The following is a 14,960-nucleotide window of genomic DNA, read 5'->3' as shown; positions in this document are numbered from 1 at the left end:
ACATGCAATTAAATGTAAATGACGCTCAAGCGATCGAAGTTTCCGAACTGACATTTGGCGGCGAATTCAACGAGACGCTGGTTCACCAAGCAGTCGTGGCCTACATGGCTGGCGGCCGTCAGGGTAGCAAGCAGCAAAAGACCCGTTCCGACGTTTCTGGTGGCGGTAAGCGCCCATGGCGTCAGAAAGGTACTGGCCGTGCTCGTGCCGGTACTATCCGTAGCCCAATCTGGCGTGGCGGCGGTACCACTTTCGCAGCTCGTCCTCAGGATCACTCCCAGAAGCTGAACAAGAAGATGTATCGCGCAGCAATGCGTTCCATCCTTGCTGAGCTGGTGCGTACTGATCGTCTGGTCGTGGTTCAGGATTTCGCTGTTGAAACGCCGAAAACCAAAGATCTGCTGGGCAAGCTGAACAACATGAGCCTGACCGACGTTCTGATCGTGTCGGACGCTGTTGATCAGAATCTGTACCTGGCTGCTCGCAACCTGCCGCACGTAGATGTACGTGATGTGCAAGGTTCCGATCCAGTTAGTCTGATCGCATACGACAAGGTGTTGATCACCGTGTCGGCCGTGAAGAAATTCGAGGAGCTGCTGGGATGAACCAGGAACGCGTATTTAAAGTTCTGCTTGGCCCGCACGTTTCCGAGAAGGCTACGGTTCTGGCAGACAAGAAAGGCCAGTTCGTTTTCAAGGTTGCTACTGATGCAACCAAGCTGGAAATCAAGAAGGCCGTCGAAAGCCTGTTCAGCGTGAAAGTAGAGCGTGTAACTACCCTGAATGTTCTGGGTAAGAGCAAGCGCACTGCTCGCGGTCTGGGCAAGCGTAATGACTGGAAGAAGGCAGTTATCTCCCTTCAGCCAGGCCAAGATCTCGATTTCAGCAGCAGTGCTGAGTAAGGAAGGGGTGCATCATGGCAATCGTTAAATGCAAACCGACTTCCCCTGGCCGCCGTTTTGTGGTCAAGGTGGTCAACCAGGAGCTGCATAAAGGCGCTCCTCACGCACCGCTGCTCGAGAAGAAATCGAAGTCTGGTGGTCGTAACAACAATGGCCGTATTACCACTCGTCACATCGGTGGTGGTCATAAGCAGCATTATCGTCTGGTCGATTTCCGTCGCAACGACAAAGATGGCATCGCTGCCACTGTCGAGCGTATCGAATACGATCCAAACCGTACTGCTCACATCGCTCTGCTGCTGTACGCAGATGGCGAGCGTCGCTACATCATCGCCCCTAAAGGCGTGAGTGCTGGCGACCAGCTGATCGCAGGTGCTTTGGCGCCGATCAAGCCGGGCAACGCTCTGCAACTGCGTAACATTCCAGTTGGTAGCACCGTACACGGCATCGAATTGAAGCCAGGTAAAGGCGCTCAGATCGCTCGTTCCGCTGGTGCTTCGGCTCAGCTGATCGCTCGTGAAGGTGTCTACGTGACCCTGCGTCTGCGTTCTGGTGAGATGCGTAAAGTGCTGGCTGAATGCCGTGCGACCCTGGGCGAAGTCTCGAACTCCGAGCACAGCCTGCGTTCGCTGGGTAAAGCTGGTGCCAAACGCTGGCGTGGCGTTCGCCCAACCGTTCGTGGTGTTGCCATGAACCCGGTTGACCACCCACATGGTGGTGGTGAAGGTCGTACCTCTGGTGGTCGTCATCCGGTATCGCCATGGGGCTTCCCGACTAAGGGCGCGAAGACTCGTGGTAATAAGCGTACCGACAAAATGATCGTCCGTCGTCGCAAGTAAATAGAGGGATACGACAGTGCCACGTTCTCTGAAAAAAGGTCCTTTTATCGATCTTCACCTACTGAAGAAGATCGAAGTGGCGGCGGAAAAGAACGATCGCAAACCAGTTAAAACCTGGTCGCGTCGTTCGATGATCCTGCCACAAATGGTCGGTCTGACCATCGCAGTACACAACGGTCGTCAGCACGTCCCAGTTCTCGTGAACGAAGACATGGTCGGCCACAAACTGGGCGAGTTCGCCGGTACCCGCACTTATCGCGGGCACGTGGCAGACAAGAAAGCCAAGCGTTAAGGGGTTAGGAAATGGAAGTAGCCGCTAAGTTGTCGGGCGCTCGAATCTCCGCCCAGAAAGCCCGCTTGGTCGCCGACCAGATCCGCGGGAAGAAGGTGGGCGAAGCGCTCAACCTGTTGGCTTTCAGCAGTAAGAAAGCCGCCGAGATCATGAAGAAAGTGCTGGAGTCGGCCGTAGCCAACGCCGAGCATAACGAAGGCGCAGACGTTGATGACCTGAAGGTCAGCACCGTTTTCGTTAACGAAGGGCGTTCGCTGAAGCGCATCATGCCACGTGCCAAAGGCCGTGCTGATCGCATCGTCAAGCGGTCTTGCCATATCACTGTCAAGGTTGCTGACAAGTAACGGAGTCGAAGAGATGGGTCAGAAAGTACATCCCATTGGCATTCGCCTGGGAATCGTCAAGGAGCACACCTCCGTCTGGTACGCAGACGGTCGGACTTATGCGGACTATTTGCTCGCAGATCTGAATGTGCGTGAGTATCTCCAAGACAAACTAAAAAGCGCGTCCGTAAGCCGTATCGATATCCATCGTCCGGCCCAAACTGCACGCATCACCATCCACACCGCTCGTCCAGGTATCGTTATCGGGAAGAAAGGTGAAGATGTTGAGAAACTGCGTCAGGACCTGACCAAGCAAATGGGTGTGCCTGTGCACATCAATATCGAAGAGATCCGCAAGCCGGAACTCGACGGTATGCTGGTTGCGCAGAGCGTAGCTCAGCAGCTGGAGCGTCGCGTAATGTTCCGTCGCGCTATGAAGCGCGCTGTACAGAACGCCATGCGCATTGGTGCCAAAGGCATCAAAATCCAAGTGAGCGGTCGTCTCGGCGGTGCTGAAATCGCACGTACTGAATGGTATCGCGAAGGTCGTGTGCCATTGCACACCCTGCGTGCCGACATCGACTATGCCAACTACGAAGCTCACACCACTTACGGTGTGATCGGTGTAAAGGTTTGGATCTTCAAGGGCGAAGTAATTGGTGGTCGCCAAGAAGAACTGAAACCACAAGCACCAGCGCCTCGTAAAAAAGCTGCTAAGTAAGGGGTACGCCAAATGTTGCAACCAAAGCGTACGAAGTTCCGCAAGCAAATGACTGGTCACAACCGTGGCCTGGCATTGCGCGGTAGCAAAGTCAGCTTCGGCGAGTTCGCGCTGAAGTCTGTTGCTCGTGGTCGTCTCACCGCTCGTCAGATCGAGTCAGCGCGTCGTGCTCTGACCCGTCACGTAAAACGTGGCGGCAAGATCTGGATCCGTGTATTCCCGGACAAGCCGATCTCCAAAAAACCTCTCGAGGTTCGGATGGGTAAAGGTAAGGGTAACGTGGAGTACTGGGTTGCCCAGATTCAGCCAGGCAAAGTCCTGTATGAAATCGAGGGTGTTTCTGAAGAGCTGGCGCGTGAGGCTTTCGCCCTGGCTGCTGCAAAGCTGCCGCTCGCCACCTCCTTTGTTAAACGGACGGTGATGTGATGAAAGCGAATGAACTTCGTGAAAAATCCGCACAGCAGCTGAACGAGCAACTGCTCGGCCTGCTGCGCGACCAGTTCAATCTGCGTATGCAGAAAGCAACTGGCCAGTTGGGGCAGTCTCATCTGCTCTCGCAAGTTAAGCGTGACATCGCTCGCGTGAAGACTGTGCTCAACCAGCAGGCAGGTAAGTGATCATGGCTGAAGCCGAAAAAACTGTCCGTACGCTGACTGGCCGTGTTGTCAGCGACAAGATGGACAAAACCATCACCGTTCTGATCGAGCGTCGCGTTAAGCACCCGATCTACGGTAAATATGTTAAGCGTTCGACTAAGCTGCACGCGCACGACGAAACCAATCAGTGCCACATCGGCGACAAAGTCACTATTCGTGAAACTCGTCCTTTGGCCAAGACCAAGTCTTGGGCGCTGGTTGAAGTTCTCGAACGCGCTGTGGAAGTCTAAGGACTAGGGGTCGGAGAAATTATATGATTCAGACTCAATCCATGCTCGATGTGGCCGATAACAGCGGCGCTCGCCGTGTTATGTGCATCAAGGTGCTGGGTGGCTCCCATCGTCGTTACGCTGGTATCGGTGACATCATCAAAGTTACCGTCAAGGAAGCAATTCCTCGCGGTAAAGTGAAAAAAGGCCAAGTGATGACTGCTGTTGTAGTCCGCACTCGTCACGGCGTACGCCGTGCTGATGGCTCCATTATCCGCTTTGATGGCAACGCTGCTGTTCTTCTGAACAACAAGCAAGAGCCGATCGGCACCCGTATCTTTGGGCCAGTGACCCGTGAACTTCGTACTGAGAAGTTCATGAAGATCGTCTCGCTCGCCCCAGAAGTGCTGTAAGGAGATCCGACATGCAAAAGATTCGTCGTGACGACGAGATCATCGTGATCGCCGGCAAAGACAAAGGTAAGCGCGGTAAGGTGCTGAAGGTTCTTGCTGACAACCGTCTGGTTGTTGGTGGTCTGAACCTGGTCAAGCGTCATACCAAGCCTAACCCGATGTCGGGCGTACAGGGCGGTATCGTCGAGAAAGAAGCGCCACTGCACGCTTCCAACGTCGCCATCTTCAACGGCGAAACCAACAAGGCTGACCGCGTTGGTTTCAAAGTAGAAGACGGTAAGAAAATTCGTGTCTTCAAGTCGACCCAAAAAGCGGTTGATGCTTGAACACTGCTAGGTAGAAGACCATGGCACGACTAAAAGAGATTTACCGGAAGGAAATCGCACCGAAACTTAAGGAAGAACTTAAGCTTTCGAACGTGATGGAAGTTCCGCGCGTTACCAAAATCACCCTGAACATGGGTCTGGGCGAAGCGATCGGCGACAAAAAAGTCATCGAGCACGCTGTTGCTGACCTGGAAAAGATCACCGGCCAGAAAGTCGTTGTGACTTACGCTCGGAAATCCATCGCTGGCTTTAAAGTCCGTGAAGGTTGGCCGATCGGCGTCAAAGTGACCCTGCGCCGTGAGCGTATGTATGAGTTCCTGGATCGTCTGCTGTCGATCTCCCTGCCTCGGGTTCGCGACTTCCGCGGCCTGAATGCCAAGTCCTTCGATGGTCGTGGCAACTACAGCATGGGCGTAAAAGAGCAGATCATTTTCCCGGAAATCGACTACGACAAGATCGATGCTCTCCGCGGTCTGGACATTACCCTGACCACCACTGCCAAGAACGATGACGAAGGCCGTGCTCTGCTGCGCGCTTTCAAATTCCCGTTCCGCAACTGATTGGAGTAGGAAAATGGCCAAGAAGAGCATGAAAAACCGTGAGCTGAAGCGTCAGCTCACCGTTGCCAAGTACGCCACCAAGCGTGCAGCGCTGAAAGCTATCATCGTCGATCTGAACGCAAGTCCAGAAGCGCGTTGGGAAGCAACCGTAGCTCTGCAGAAGCAACCACGTGACGCAAGCGCTTCGCGCATGCGTAACCGTTGCCGCCTGACTGGTCGTCCGCACGGCGTTTACCGCAAGTTCGGCCTCGGCCGTAACAAACTGCGTGAAGCGGCAATGCGTGGTGACGTTCCAGGTCTGGTTAAAGCCAGCTGGTAATTGCTGTCAAAGCCTTGATGGTCAGGTTCGCAAGAACCTGACCATCGGTGGCCTTGAATCTGAATCAAGCCCCTTTTGGGGCTTGATTCATTTCTGGGGTGTGTCTAGAATACCCGGCTCGCCTGAGCCCGTGTTTTCTGTGCTCGGAGATTCTCGGCGACACGTAGTAGCCGCAAGGCTAATTTTTCTGTATTAGGAGCGTCTAGCCCATGAGTATGCAGGACCCGTTAGCGGACATGCTAACTCGAATCCGTAATGCCCAGATGGCTGAAAAGTCCGTCGTAAGCATGCCATCTTCCACGTTGAAGGTAGCTGTTGCCAAAGTCCTGAAGGACGAAGGTTACATCGCGGGTTATCAGATCAGCAGCGAAACCAAACCACTGCTGTCTATCGAGCTGAAATACTTCGAAGGCCGTCCGGTTATCGAAGAAGTGAAGCGCGTTAGCCGTCCAGGCTTGCGTCAGTACAAGTCCGTCGAAGATCTGCCGAAAGTTCGTGGCGGTCTCGGTGTGTCTATCGTCTCCACCAACAAAGGTGTGATGACTGATCGTGCTGCGCGCGCTGCCGGTGTCGGCGGCGAAGTTCTTTGCACTGTGTTCTAAGGGGGGATAAGCATGTCTCGCGTCGCTAAGAACCCCGTTAAGCTGCCAGCCGGCGTCGAAGTAAAATTCGCAGGCCAACAGCTTTCGGTGAAGGGTGCCAAGGGCACTCTCGAACTGAACATCCATTCGTCCGTTGAGATTGTTGAAGAAGCTGGTGAGCTGCGTTTCGCTGCTCGCAATGGCGATCAACAGACTCGCGCAATGGCTGGTACCACTCGTGCGTTGGTTAACAACATGGTCCAAGGCGTAAGCCAAGGCTTCGAGCGCAAGCTCCAGCTGGTCGGTGTTGGTTACAAAGCGCAAGCAAAAGGCACAGTGCTGAACCTGGCTCTTGGCTTCTCGCATCCAGTGGATTACGAACTGCCGGAAGGCATCACCGCTGAGACTCCTAGCCAGACCGATATCCTGATCAAGGGCATCGACAAGCAGCTGGTAGGTCAAGTGGCCGCCGAGATCCGCGACTTCCGTCCACCAGAGCCGTACAAAGGCAAAGGTGTGCGCTACGCGGACGAAGTCGTCCGTCGTAAAGAAGCCAAGAAGAAGTAGGGCATAGCAAATGACCGACAAAAAAGTTACTCGACTGCGTCGCGCTCGCAAAGCACGCCTGAAAATGCACGAACTCGAAGTCGTGCGTCTCTGCGTGTTCCGCTCTTCGCAGCACATCTACGCCCAGGTCATTTCGGCCGACGGCAACAAAGTCCTGGCAAGCGCCTCGACTTTGGATAAAGAACTGCGTGATGGCGCCACTGGCAACATCGACGCGGCCACTAAGGTTGGCCAGCTGGTCGCTACGCGTGCTAAGGCCGCTGGCGTCTCGCAGGTGGCTTTCGACCGCTCTGGCTTCAAGTACCACGGCCGCGTTAAAGCGCTGGCTGATGCTGCTCGTGAAGCTGGGCTGGAGTTCTAAGTTATGTCAAATAACGACCAAAAGCGCGACGAAGGCTACATCGAGAAGCTGGTTCAAGTTAACCGCGTAGCCAAAACCGTTAAAGGCGGCCGTATCTTCACTTTCACCGCGTTGACCGTGGTTGGTGATGGTAAAGGGCGTGTTGGCTTCGGCCGTGGCAAGTCGCGTGAAGTGCCTGCTGCGATCCAGAAGGCAATGGAAGCTGCTCGCCGCAACATGATCCAGGTTGATCTGAACGGCACCACTCTGCAGTACGCAATGAAGTCCGCTCACGGCGCTTCGAAGGTGTACATGCAGCCTGCTTCTGAAGGTACCGGTATCATCGCTGGCGGCGCAATGCGTGCCGTTCTCGAAGTTGCTGGCGTTCAGAACGTTCTGGCCAAGTGCTACGGCTCGACTAACCCGGTAAACGTGGTTCACGCCACTTTCAAGGGTTTGAAAGCAATGCAGTCTCCTGAATCCATTGCCGCCAAGCGTGGCAAAAGCGTCAAGGAGATCTTCTGATCATGGCTACCGTTAAAGTTACGCTGATCAAAAGCATGACCGGCCGCATCCCTAACCACAAACTGTGCGTTAAGGGTCTGGGTCTGCGTCGCATCGGTCACACTGTAGAAGTCCAGGATACTCCCGAGAATCGCGGGATGATCAACAAGGCTTACTACATGCTGCGTGTCGAGGGTTAATCGATGAAACTCAATGATCTGAGTCCAGCGCCGGGTTCCCGTCGCGAAAAGCATCGTCCGGGCCGTGGTATCGGTAGTGGTTTGGGTAAGACTGGTGGCCGTGGTCACAAAGGTCAGACTTCCCGCTCCGGTGGCACCATTGCTCCAGGCTTTGAAGGCGGTCAACAGCCGCTGCATCGTCGCCTGCCGAAATTCGGTTTCGTATCCCTGAAGGCCATGGATCGCGCAGAAGTGCGTCTGTCCGAGCTGGCTAAAGTGGAAGGCGACATCGTCACCGTGCAGTCCCTGAAAGATGCCAACGTGATCAACGTCAACGTACAGCGTGTGAAAATCATGCTGTCCGGCGAAGTGACTCGCGCTGTGACCATCGGAAAGGGAATCGGCGCCACCAAAGGTGCGCGTGCGGCTATCGAAGCAGCTGGCGGCAAGTTCGAGGAATAAATGGCTAAGCAAGGTGCTCTCTCTGCGCTCGGCAAAGGCGGTATGTCTGAACTCTGGGCTCGTCTGCGTTTTCTGTTCCTGGCGATTATCGTCTACCGAATAGGCGCACACATCCCGGTTCCAGGTATCAACCCGGACCGACTCGCGGACCTGTTTCGACAGAATGAGGGGACCATTCTTAGCTTGTTCAACATGTTTTCCGGCGGCGCGCTGGAGCGGATGAGCATCTTTGCACTGGGGATCATGCCGTATATTTCGGCATCGATCATCATGCAGCTGATGACCGCCGTCAGCCCGCAGCTGGAGCAGTTGAAGAAGGAAGGTGAAGCTGGCCGTCGCAAGATCAGCCAGTACACCCGCTACGGCACTGTCGTTCTCGCTCTCGTTCAGGCCATTGGCATGTCCATTGGTCTGGCGGGGCAGGGCGTTGCGTTCACTGGTGACTTTGGCTTCCATTTCGTCGCGGTATCCACTTTTGTGGCTGGTGCGATGTTCATGATGTGGCTGGGTGAGCAGATTACTGAGCGTGGTGTTGGCAACGGTATCTCGATGTTGATTTTTTCGGGTATCGTCGCCGGTCTTCCGAGAGCGATTGGGCAGTCTTTCGAGTCTGCACGTCAGGGTGATATCAACATCTTCGCCCTGGTTGCCATCGGTTTGCTGGCAGTAGCGATTATCGGTTTCGTGGTGTTCATTGAGCGTGGTCAGCGTCGTATTGCTGTTCACTACGCCAAGCGTCAGCAGGGCCGCAAGGTCTTCGCTGCGCAGACAAGCCACTTGCCGCTGAAGGTGAACATGGCCGGTGTTATTCCGGCTATTTTCGCGAGCAGCATCTTGCTGTTCCCGGCTTCGTTGGGTGCCTGGTTCGGCCAGTCTGAAGGTATGGGCTGGTTGCAGGACATCTCGCAGTCGATCGCTCCTGGTCAGCCGTTGAATATTCTGCTGTTTAGTGCAGGGATTATTTTCTTCTGCTTCTTCTATACGGCGTTGATGTTCAATCCGAAAGACGTAGCGGAAAACCTGAAGAAGTCCGGTGCCTTTATTCCGGGCATCCGTCCAGGTGAGCAGTCTGCGCGCTACATTGATGGCGTTCTGACTCGCTTGACCATGTTCGGTGCTCTTTACATGACGGCCGTCTGCCTGTTGCCCCAGTTCCTGGTGGTTGCAGCCAACGTACCGTTCTACCTTGGCGGGACCTCGTTGCTGATCGTGGTCGTGGTTGTGATGGACTTCATGTCCCAAGTACAATCGCACCTCGTTTCGCACCAGTACGAATCCCTGATGAAGAAAGCCAACCTGAAGGGTTACGGCAGCGGCATGTTGCGCTGAGTACCCATAAGGTTCGAGGAGTTGGTGATGAAAGTTCGTGCATCGGTGAAAAAGCTGTGCCGTAACTGCAAGATTATTCGCCGCGAAGGTGTTGTTCGAGTAATTTGCAGCGCGGAACCGCGTCACAAACAGCGCCAAGGCTGAGTGTGATTGTGCTTCAAGCCCGGCAGCTAGTGCGCTGCCGGGTTGATTATTTGTTATTACAGCGATATTATCTCGCGCCCTATTTCTTGGCTTCCGGGGCGTAGGTAGCTGTCAATTGGAGTCCCACTGAATGGCCCGTATTGCAGGCGTTAACATTCCAGATAACAAGCATACTGTTATCTCGCTGACCTACATCTATGGTGTTGGTCGCACTACTGCACAGAAAATTTGTGCAGAGACTGGGGTAAACCCAGCAGCAAAGATCAAGGATCTGAGCGACGAGCAAATTGAACAGCTGCGTGGCGAAGTGGCGAAGTTCACCACTGAAGGTGACCTGCGTCGCGAAATCAACATGAAAATCAAGCGCTTGATGGACCTCGGTTGCTATCGCGGTCTGCGTCATCGTCGTGGTCTGCCAGTACGCGGTCAGCGTACCAAGACCAACGCGCGTACCCGTAAAGGTCCGCGTAAGCCGATCCGCAAGTAATCGCCCCAGCGAATCGACAGGAATTTAATCATGGCAAAACCTGCTGCTCGTCCTCGTAAAAAAGTTAAAAAGACAGTGGTTGATGGCATCGCCCACATCCATGCATCTTTTAACAACACCATCGTGACCATCACCGACCGTCAAGGTAACGCTCTTTCCTGGGCTACCTCCGGTGGTTCGGGTTTCCGCGGTTCCCGCAAGTCCACCCCGTTTGCTGCTCAAGTAGCTGCTGAACGTGCTGGTCAAGCTGCGCTGGAATACGGCCTGAAAAACCTCGACGTCAACGTCAAAGGTCCAGGTCCAGGTCGTGAATCCGCAGTCCGCGCTTTGAACGGCTGTGGCTACAAGATCGCCAGCATCACCGACGTGACGCCAATCCCGCACAACGGGTGCCGTCCGCCGAAGAAGCGCCGCGTGTAATCCAGGAGATTGTAAAGAATGGCTCGTTACATTGGTCCAAAATGCAAACTCGCTCGTCGCGAAGGCACCGATCTCTTCCTGAAGAGCGGCGTGCGCGCGATCGAATCGAAGTGCAACATTGAAGCAGCACCTGGTATCCACGGCCAACGCCGCGGTCGCCAGTCCGACTACGGCACCCAACTGCGTGAAAAGCAGAAGGTCCGTCGTATCTACGGCGTTCTCGAGCGTCAATTCAGCGGCTACTACAAAGAAGCTGCTGGCAAGAAAGGCGCAACTGGCGAAAACCTGTTGCAACTGCTCGAATGCCGTCTGGACAACGTTGTATACCGTATGGGCTTTGGTTCGACTCGTGCCGAATCCCGTCAGCTGGTATCGCACAAGTCGATCAGCGTAAACGGTCAAACCGTTAACGTTCCGTCCTACCAGGTTCGTGCTGGTGACGTGGTTGCTGTTCGCGAGAAAGCAAAAAACCAACTTCGCATTGTCCAAGCTCTCGATCTGTGTGCCCAACGTGGCCGCGTAGAATGGGTAGAAGTAGACACTGAGAAGAAGTCGGGCGTTTTCAAGAACGTTCCAGCTCGCAGTGATCTGTCCGCCGACATCAACGAAAGCCTGATTGTCGAGCTCTACTCCAAGTAAGGGCTAGAAAATAGGTGCATCCATGCAGATTTCGGTAAATGAGTTCCTGACACCCCGCCACATTGATGTGCAGGTTGTCAGTCCAACCCGCGCCAAGATCACGCTCGAGCCTCTCGAGCGTGGCTTTGGCCATACCCTGGGCAACGCGCTGCGCCGCATCCTGTTGTCCTCCATGCCCGGCTGTGCAGTAGTCGAGGCCGAGATTGACGGTGTGCTCCACGAGTACAGCGCCATCGAAGGTGTACAGGAAGACGTAATTGAAATCCTGTTGAACCTTAAAGGTCTGGCTATCAAGCTGCACGGTCGAGACGAAGTTACGCTGACCTTGTCGAAGAAGGGTTCGGGGGTGGTTACCGCTGCCGATATTCAGCTGGATCATGATGTCGAGATCGTTAATCCCGATCACGTAATCGCTAACCTGGCGTCTAACGGCGCCCTGAACATGAAGCTCGTAGTAGCTCGTGGTCGTGGTTATGAACCGGCCGACTCGCGTCAGAGCGATGAAGACGAAAGCCGCAGCATTGGTCGCTTGCAGCTTGACTCTTCGTTCAGCCCGGTTCGCCGTATCGCATACGTGGTGGAAAACGCCCGTGTCGAACAGCGTACTAACCTGGACAAGCTGGTTATTGATCTGGAAACCAACGGTACTCTGGATCCTGAAGAGGCTATCCGCCGCGCTGCAACCATCCTGCAACAGCAGTTGGCTGCGTTCGTCGACCTCAAAGGTGACAGCGAACCAGTGGTAATCGAGCAGGAAGACGAGATCGATCCGATCCTGCTTCGCCCGGTTGACGATCTGGAACTGACTGTACGTTCGGCTAACTGCCTTAAGGCGGAAAACATCTACTACATCGGTGACCTGATTCAGCGTACCGAAGTAGAGCTGTTGAAGACTCCGAACCTTGGCAAGAAATCCTTGACTGAAATCAAGGACGTTCTGGCCTCCCGCGGTCTGTCCCTCGGCATGCGCCTCGACAACTGGCCGCCTGCAAGTCTTAAGAAGGACGACAAGGCGACTGCCTGATCGTCGTAATCACCGAACGTAGTGTTTGGTAAGGAATGAACCATGCGTCATCGTAAAAGTGGTCGTCACCTCAGCCGCACCAGCTCGCACCGCAAGGCCATGTTCCAAAACATGGCGGTGTCGCTGTTCGAGCACGAGCTGATCAAAACTACTCTGCCAAAAGCTAAAGAACTGCGCCGCGTTGCCGAGCCGCTGATCACTTTGGCCAAGACAGATAGCGTTGCTAACCGCCGCCTGGCTTTCGACCGTACCCGTTCGAAAGCTATCGTTGGTAAGCTCTTCAACGACCTGGGCAAGCGTTACGCTACCCGTGAGGGTGGCTACCTGCGCATCCTCAAGTGCGGTTTCCGCGCTGGCGACAACGCGCCTATGGCGTACGTCGAGTTGGTTGATCGTGCTGTCGGCGGTGAAGCTGTATCCGCTGAGTAAGACGTCAGTCTGAAACGAAGAACCGGGCCTAGTGCCCGGTTTTTTGTGTGCGTATGAAAAGTGCAGCAAGTTATTTGTTCATAGATGTATAGGCAATATCTATCGATTGTGAATATCTAATGAATTAGAAAGCGTTATGTTGATCGTCAATACTCCCTTTAGCCGATTAGCCGGCAGTTCAAGACTGACTAAGGAAGAGATCGCATGAGCCAAAATAAAACACTTACCACCGCCAGTGGCGCTCCTGTCGCCGACAATCAGAATTCCCGTTCCGCCGGCCCACGTGGTCCGCTTCTGCTCGACGACTTCCACTTGATCGAGAAGCTGGCTCATTTCAATCGTGAAAACATTCCTGAGCGTCGTGTACATGCCAAAGGCTCGGGTGCTTACGGTACGTTTACCGTCACTCGCGATATCACTCAGTACACCAGCGCCAGGCTGTTCGAGTCCATTGGCAAGCAAACACCCACGTTCCTGCGTTTTTCCACTGTGGGCGGTGAGCGCGGTTCGGCTGACACTGAGCGGGACCCGCGTGGGTTCGCATTGAAGTTCTACACCGAAGAGGGAAACTGGGACATCGTGGGTAACAACACTCCAGTGTTCTTCATCCGTGATCCGCTGAAATTCCCTGACTTTATCCACACTCAAAAGCGTCTGCCACAAAGCAACCTGAAAAGCGCGCAGGCAATGTGGGATTTCTGGTCGCACTCTCCAGAGGCGTTGCACCAGGTCACGATCCTGTTCTCGGATCGCGGCATCCCTGATGGTTACCGTCACATGCACGGCTTTGGCAGCCACACCTACAGCCTGATCAACGCCAATGGCGAGCGTCACTGGGTGAAATGGCACTACAAGACCAAGCAGGGCATCAAGAACCTGGCGCCGGCAGAAGCCGCGCGTCTGGCCGGTACTGATCCGGATTACGCTCAGCGCGACTTGTTCGAGGCCATCGAGCGCGGTGATTTTCCGAAATGGAGCGTGTGCATCCAGATCATGACCGAGGCCCAGGCCGCCGCGCATTATGAGAATCCGTTCGACGTCACCAAGACCTGGTCACAGAAAGAGTTTCCGTTGATCGAAGTCGGTGAACTGGAGCTCAATCGTAACCCGCTCAACTACTTCGCTGAAGTCGAGCAAGCAGCCTTCGGTCCAAGCAACATGGTGCCGGGTGTGGGCCTGTCGCCAGACCGAATGCTGCAAGGTCGGGTATTCGCCTACGCGGATGCGCATCGCTACCGTGTAGGTACCAATCACCAGCAACTGCCGGTCAACGCTCCGCGTAGCCCGGTTAATAGCTACCAGCGTGATGGTTCGATGGCGTTTGGCAGCAATGGTGGCGCGACGCCGAATTATGAGCCGAACAGCTATGTCGATTCGCCGAAGCAGGCTCCTCGTTACGCCGAGCCTGCACTGGCTTTGAGCGGTGCGGCCGATCGTTACGATCATCGCGAAGATACTGACTATTACAGCCACGCCGGTGCGCTGTTCCGTCTGATGAGTGACGAGCAGAAGGCGTTACTGGTTGGCAACATCGCCGGAGCGATGGCAGGTGTATCGAGTGACGTCGTTGACCGTCAATTGCAACATTTCTACAGGGCCGATCCGGCGTACGGAGAAGCAATCGCAAAGCTGCTCAACGTACAGCTTAACGAAGTCTAAATGAGAAGCAGAACCGCCCTTGTTTGGGCGGTTTTTGCGTTATTTAAGCTGTTTTTCTCAGAATATCTTCGCTTTTATTGCGGCTTTCGAGTGACGATACGGGGATGTTGGTTCAAACTACAACTTTCAAGCAGGGAGATGTAGGGCGATGCAAGGCCACCCAGATGTGATCGATTACCTCAACACGTTGCTGACCGGCGAGCTGGCGGCGCGTGATCAATATTTCGTCCACTCGCGGATGTATGAGGACTGGGGATTCACCAAGCTCTACGAACGAATCAATCACGAGATGGAAGAAGAAGCAGGGCACGCTGATGCTCTGATGCGCCGAATTCTGATGCTTGAAGGCACGCCACGCATGCGTCCGGACGATCTCGATGTCGGCACCACGGTGACAGAGATGCTTGAAGCGGATTTGCGCCTGGAATACAAGGTGCGAGCTGCGCTGTGCAAAGGCATCAAGCTCTGTGAGCAGCACAAGGATTATGTCAGCCGCGAAATGCTGCGGGTTCAATTGCATGACACCGAAGAAGATCACACCTACTGGCTCGAGAAACAGTTGGGTCTGATCAAGTTGATCGGGCTTGAGAATTACCTGCAGTCCCACACCTGATCCAGCGGATACAAAAAAGCCCCC

At 54.6% G+C, this 14,960-nt stretch carries 28 protein-coding genes; all 28 read left to right on the top strand.

What is annotated here, in order from left to right:
• The first annotated feature begins 2 nt into the window (after positions 1 to 2).
• The 28 genes from rplD to bfr all read left to right on the top strand — a co-directional run bounded on the left by rplD (position 3) and on the right by bfr (position 14,936).
• Positions 3 to 605 (top strand): 50S ribosomal protein L4, encoded by a 603-nt coding sequence (gene rplD, locus GPL81_RS16385; RefSeq protein WP_007924200.1) that lies wholly within the window; start codon positions 3 to 5, stop codon positions 603 to 605.
• On the top strand, positions 602 to 901 hold the full coding sequence (gene rplW, locus GPL81_RS16380; RefSeq protein WP_002555488.1) for a 50S ribosomal protein L23: 300 nt from the start codon (positions 602 to 604) through the stop codon (positions 899 to 901). The genes rplD and rplW overlap by 4 nt, the downstream gene beginning before the upstream one ends.
• A 14-nt stretch (positions 902 to 915) precedes the next feature.
• Complete coding sequence (gene rplB, locus GPL81_RS16375; RefSeq protein WP_003186055.1) at positions 916 to 1,740, top strand: 50S ribosomal protein L2; 825 nt, start codon at positions 916 to 918, stop codon at positions 1,738 to 1,740.
• Between the two features lie 16 nt (positions 1,741 to 1,756).
• Complete coding sequence (gene rpsS, locus GPL81_RS16370) at positions 1,757 to 2,032, top strand: 30S ribosomal protein S19 (RefSeq protein WP_002555486.1); 276 nt, start codon at positions 1,757 to 1,759, stop codon at positions 2,030 to 2,032.
• A gap of 11 nt (positions 2,033 to 2,043) precedes the next feature.
• A complete protein-coding gene (rplV, locus tag GPL81_RS16365) occupies positions 2,044 to 2,376 on the top strand; it encodes a 50S ribosomal protein L22 (RefSeq protein WP_003103908.1) in 333 nt (110 codons plus the stop codon).
• A gap of 13 nt (positions 2,377 to 2,389) precedes the next feature.
• Positions 2,390 to 3,076: a 30S ribosomal protein S3 gene (rpsC, locus tag GPL81_RS16360; RefSeq protein ID WP_007970424.1), complete on the top strand. Its 687-nt coding sequence runs from the start codon at positions 2,390 to 2,392 to the stop codon at positions 3,074 to 3,076.
• Between the two features lie 12 nt (positions 3,077 to 3,088).
• Complete coding sequence (gene rplP / locus GPL81_RS16355) at positions 3,089 to 3,502, top strand: 50S ribosomal protein L16 (RefSeq protein ID WP_003228729.1); 414 nt, start codon at positions 3,089 to 3,091, stop codon at positions 3,500 to 3,502.
• Positions 3,502 to 3,693 carry a 50S ribosomal protein L29 gene (gene rpmC / locus GPL81_RS16350; protein ID WP_002555481.1) on the top strand — a complete coding sequence of 64 codons (192 nt, stop codon included), beginning with the start codon at positions 3,502 to 3,504 and terminating at the stop codon, positions 3,691 to 3,693. Before rplP ends, rpmC begins: the two co-directional genes overlap by 1 nt.
• A gap of 2 nt (positions 3,694 to 3,695) precedes the next feature.
• Positions 3,696 to 3,962 (top strand): 30S ribosomal protein S17, encoded by a 267-nt coding sequence (gene rpsQ, locus GPL81_RS16345; protein WP_096514759.1) that lies wholly within the window; start codon positions 3,696 to 3,698, stop codon positions 3,960 to 3,962.
• Between the two features lie 23 nt (positions 3,963 to 3,985).
• A complete protein-coding gene (rplN, locus tag GPL81_RS16340) occupies positions 3,986 to 4,354 on the top strand; it encodes a 50S ribosomal protein L14 (RefSeq protein ID WP_002555479.1) in 369 nt (122 codons plus the stop codon).
• Between the two features lie 11 nt (positions 4,355 to 4,365).
• Complete coding sequence (rplX, locus tag GPL81_RS16335; protein WP_003186046.1) at positions 4,366 to 4,680, top strand: 50S ribosomal protein L24; 315 nt, start codon at positions 4,366 to 4,368, stop codon at positions 4,678 to 4,680.
• A gap of 20 nt (positions 4,681 to 4,700) precedes the next feature.
• The gene (gene rplE, locus GPL81_RS16330) at positions 4,701 to 5,240 is read left to right on the top strand and encodes a 50S ribosomal protein L5 (protein WP_003210069.1); all 540 of its coding nucleotides are present in this window, start codon (positions 4,701 to 4,703) and stop codon (positions 5,238 to 5,240) included.
• A 13-nt stretch (positions 5,241 to 5,253) separates the two neighbouring features.
• Complete coding sequence (gene rpsN, locus GPL81_RS16325) at positions 5,254 to 5,559, top strand: 30S ribosomal protein S14 (RefSeq protein ID WP_003228726.1); 306 nt, start codon at positions 5,254 to 5,256, stop codon at positions 5,557 to 5,559.
• Positions 5,560 to 5,768: 209 nt separating this feature from the next.
• On the top strand, positions 5,769 to 6,161 hold the full coding sequence (rpsH, locus tag GPL81_RS16320; protein WP_003228724.1) for a 30S ribosomal protein S8: 393 nt from the start codon (positions 5,769 to 5,771) through the stop codon (positions 6,159 to 6,161).
• A 12-nt stretch (positions 6,162 to 6,173) separates the two neighbouring features.
• Positions 6,174 to 6,707 (top strand): 50S ribosomal protein L6, encoded by a 534-nt coding sequence (rplF, locus tag GPL81_RS16315; RefSeq protein ID WP_003176412.1) that lies wholly within the window; start codon positions 6,174 to 6,176, stop codon positions 6,705 to 6,707.
• A gap of 10 nt (positions 6,708 to 6,717) precedes the next feature.
• Entirely contained in the window at positions 6,718 to 7,068 is a 351-nt protein-coding gene (gene rplR / locus GPL81_RS16310; RefSeq protein WP_003186037.1) for a 50S ribosomal protein L18, read from the top strand.
• 3 nt (positions 7,069 to 7,071) lie between these two features.
• A complete protein-coding gene (gene rpsE, locus GPL81_RS16305) occupies positions 7,072 to 7,572 on the top strand; it encodes a 30S ribosomal protein S5 (RefSeq protein ID WP_003186035.1) in 501 nt (166 codons plus the stop codon).
• Between the two features lie 2 nt (positions 7,573 to 7,574).
• Positions 7,575 to 7,751, top strand: coding sequence for a 50S ribosomal protein L30 (rpmD, locus tag GPL81_RS16300; protein WP_003176408.1), 177 nt, complete (start codon positions 7,575 to 7,577; stop codon positions 7,749 to 7,751).
• A gap of 3 nt (positions 7,752 to 7,754) precedes the next feature.
• Complete coding sequence (gene rplO, locus GPL81_RS16295) at positions 7,755 to 8,192, top strand: 50S ribosomal protein L15 (protein ID WP_003228720.1); 438 nt, start codon at positions 7,755 to 7,757, stop codon at positions 8,190 to 8,192.
• Positions 8,193 to 9,521, top strand: a complete 1,329-nt coding sequence (gene secY / locus GPL81_RS16290) for a preprotein translocase subunit SecY (RefSeq protein ID WP_003228718.1) — start codon at positions 8,193 to 8,195, stop codon at positions 9,519 to 9,521. It begins immediately after the preceding gene.
• A 27-nt stretch (positions 9,522 to 9,548) separates the two neighbouring features.
• Positions 9,549 to 9,665 (top strand): 50S ribosomal protein L36, encoded by a 117-nt coding sequence (rpmJ, locus tag GPL81_RS16285; protein ID WP_002555468.1) that lies wholly within the window; start codon positions 9,549 to 9,551, stop codon positions 9,663 to 9,665.
• Positions 9,666 to 9,795: 130 nt separating this feature from the next.
• On the top strand, positions 9,796 to 10,152 hold the full coding sequence (gene rpsM / locus GPL81_RS16280; protein WP_009045849.1) for a 30S ribosomal protein S13: 357 nt from the start codon (positions 9,796 to 9,798) through the stop codon (positions 10,150 to 10,152).
• A gap of 30 nt (positions 10,153 to 10,182) precedes the next feature.
• Entirely contained in the window at positions 10,183 to 10,572 is a 390-nt protein-coding gene (gene rpsK, locus GPL81_RS16275) for a 30S ribosomal protein S11 (RefSeq protein ID WP_002555466.1), read from the top strand.
• 18 nt (positions 10,573 to 10,590) lie between these two features.
• Entirely contained in the window at positions 10,591 to 11,211 is a 621-nt protein-coding gene (gene rpsD / locus GPL81_RS16270) for a 30S ribosomal protein S4 (protein WP_003176404.1), read from the top strand.
• A 22-nt stretch (positions 11,212 to 11,233) separates the two neighbouring features.
• Positions 11,234 to 12,235 (top strand): DNA-directed RNA polymerase subunit alpha, encoded by a 1,002-nt coding sequence (locus tag GPL81_RS16265; RefSeq protein ID WP_007924176.1) that lies wholly within the window; start codon positions 11,234 to 11,236, stop codon positions 12,233 to 12,235.
• Positions 12,236 to 12,277: 42 nt separating this feature from the next.
• Positions 12,278 to 12,664, top strand: coding sequence for a 50S ribosomal protein L17 (rplQ, locus tag GPL81_RS16260; RefSeq protein WP_007955635.1), 387 nt, complete (start codon positions 12,278 to 12,280; stop codon positions 12,662 to 12,664).
• A 204-nt stretch (positions 12,665 to 12,868) separates the two neighbouring features.
• Positions 12,869 to 14,323 carry a catalase gene (locus tag GPL81_RS16255; RefSeq protein WP_160107598.1) on the top strand — a complete coding sequence of 485 codons (1,455 nt, stop codon included), beginning with the start codon at positions 12,869 to 12,871 and terminating at the stop codon, positions 14,321 to 14,323.
• Between the two features lie 148 nt (positions 14,324 to 14,471).
• Entirely contained in the window at positions 14,472 to 14,936 is a 465-nt protein-coding gene (bfr, locus tag GPL81_RS16250) for a bacterioferritin (protein ID WP_008053867.1), read from the top strand.
• Positions 14,937 to 14,960 lie beyond the last annotated feature (24 nt).

This window comes from Pseudomonas izuensis, from assembly GCF_009861505.1.
Classification (GTDB): domain Bacteria; phylum Pseudomonadota; class Gammaproteobacteria; order Pseudomonadales; family Pseudomonadaceae; genus Aquipseudomonas; species Aquipseudomonas izuensis.
This window is presented reverse-complemented; position numbering and strand designations above follow the sequence as displayed.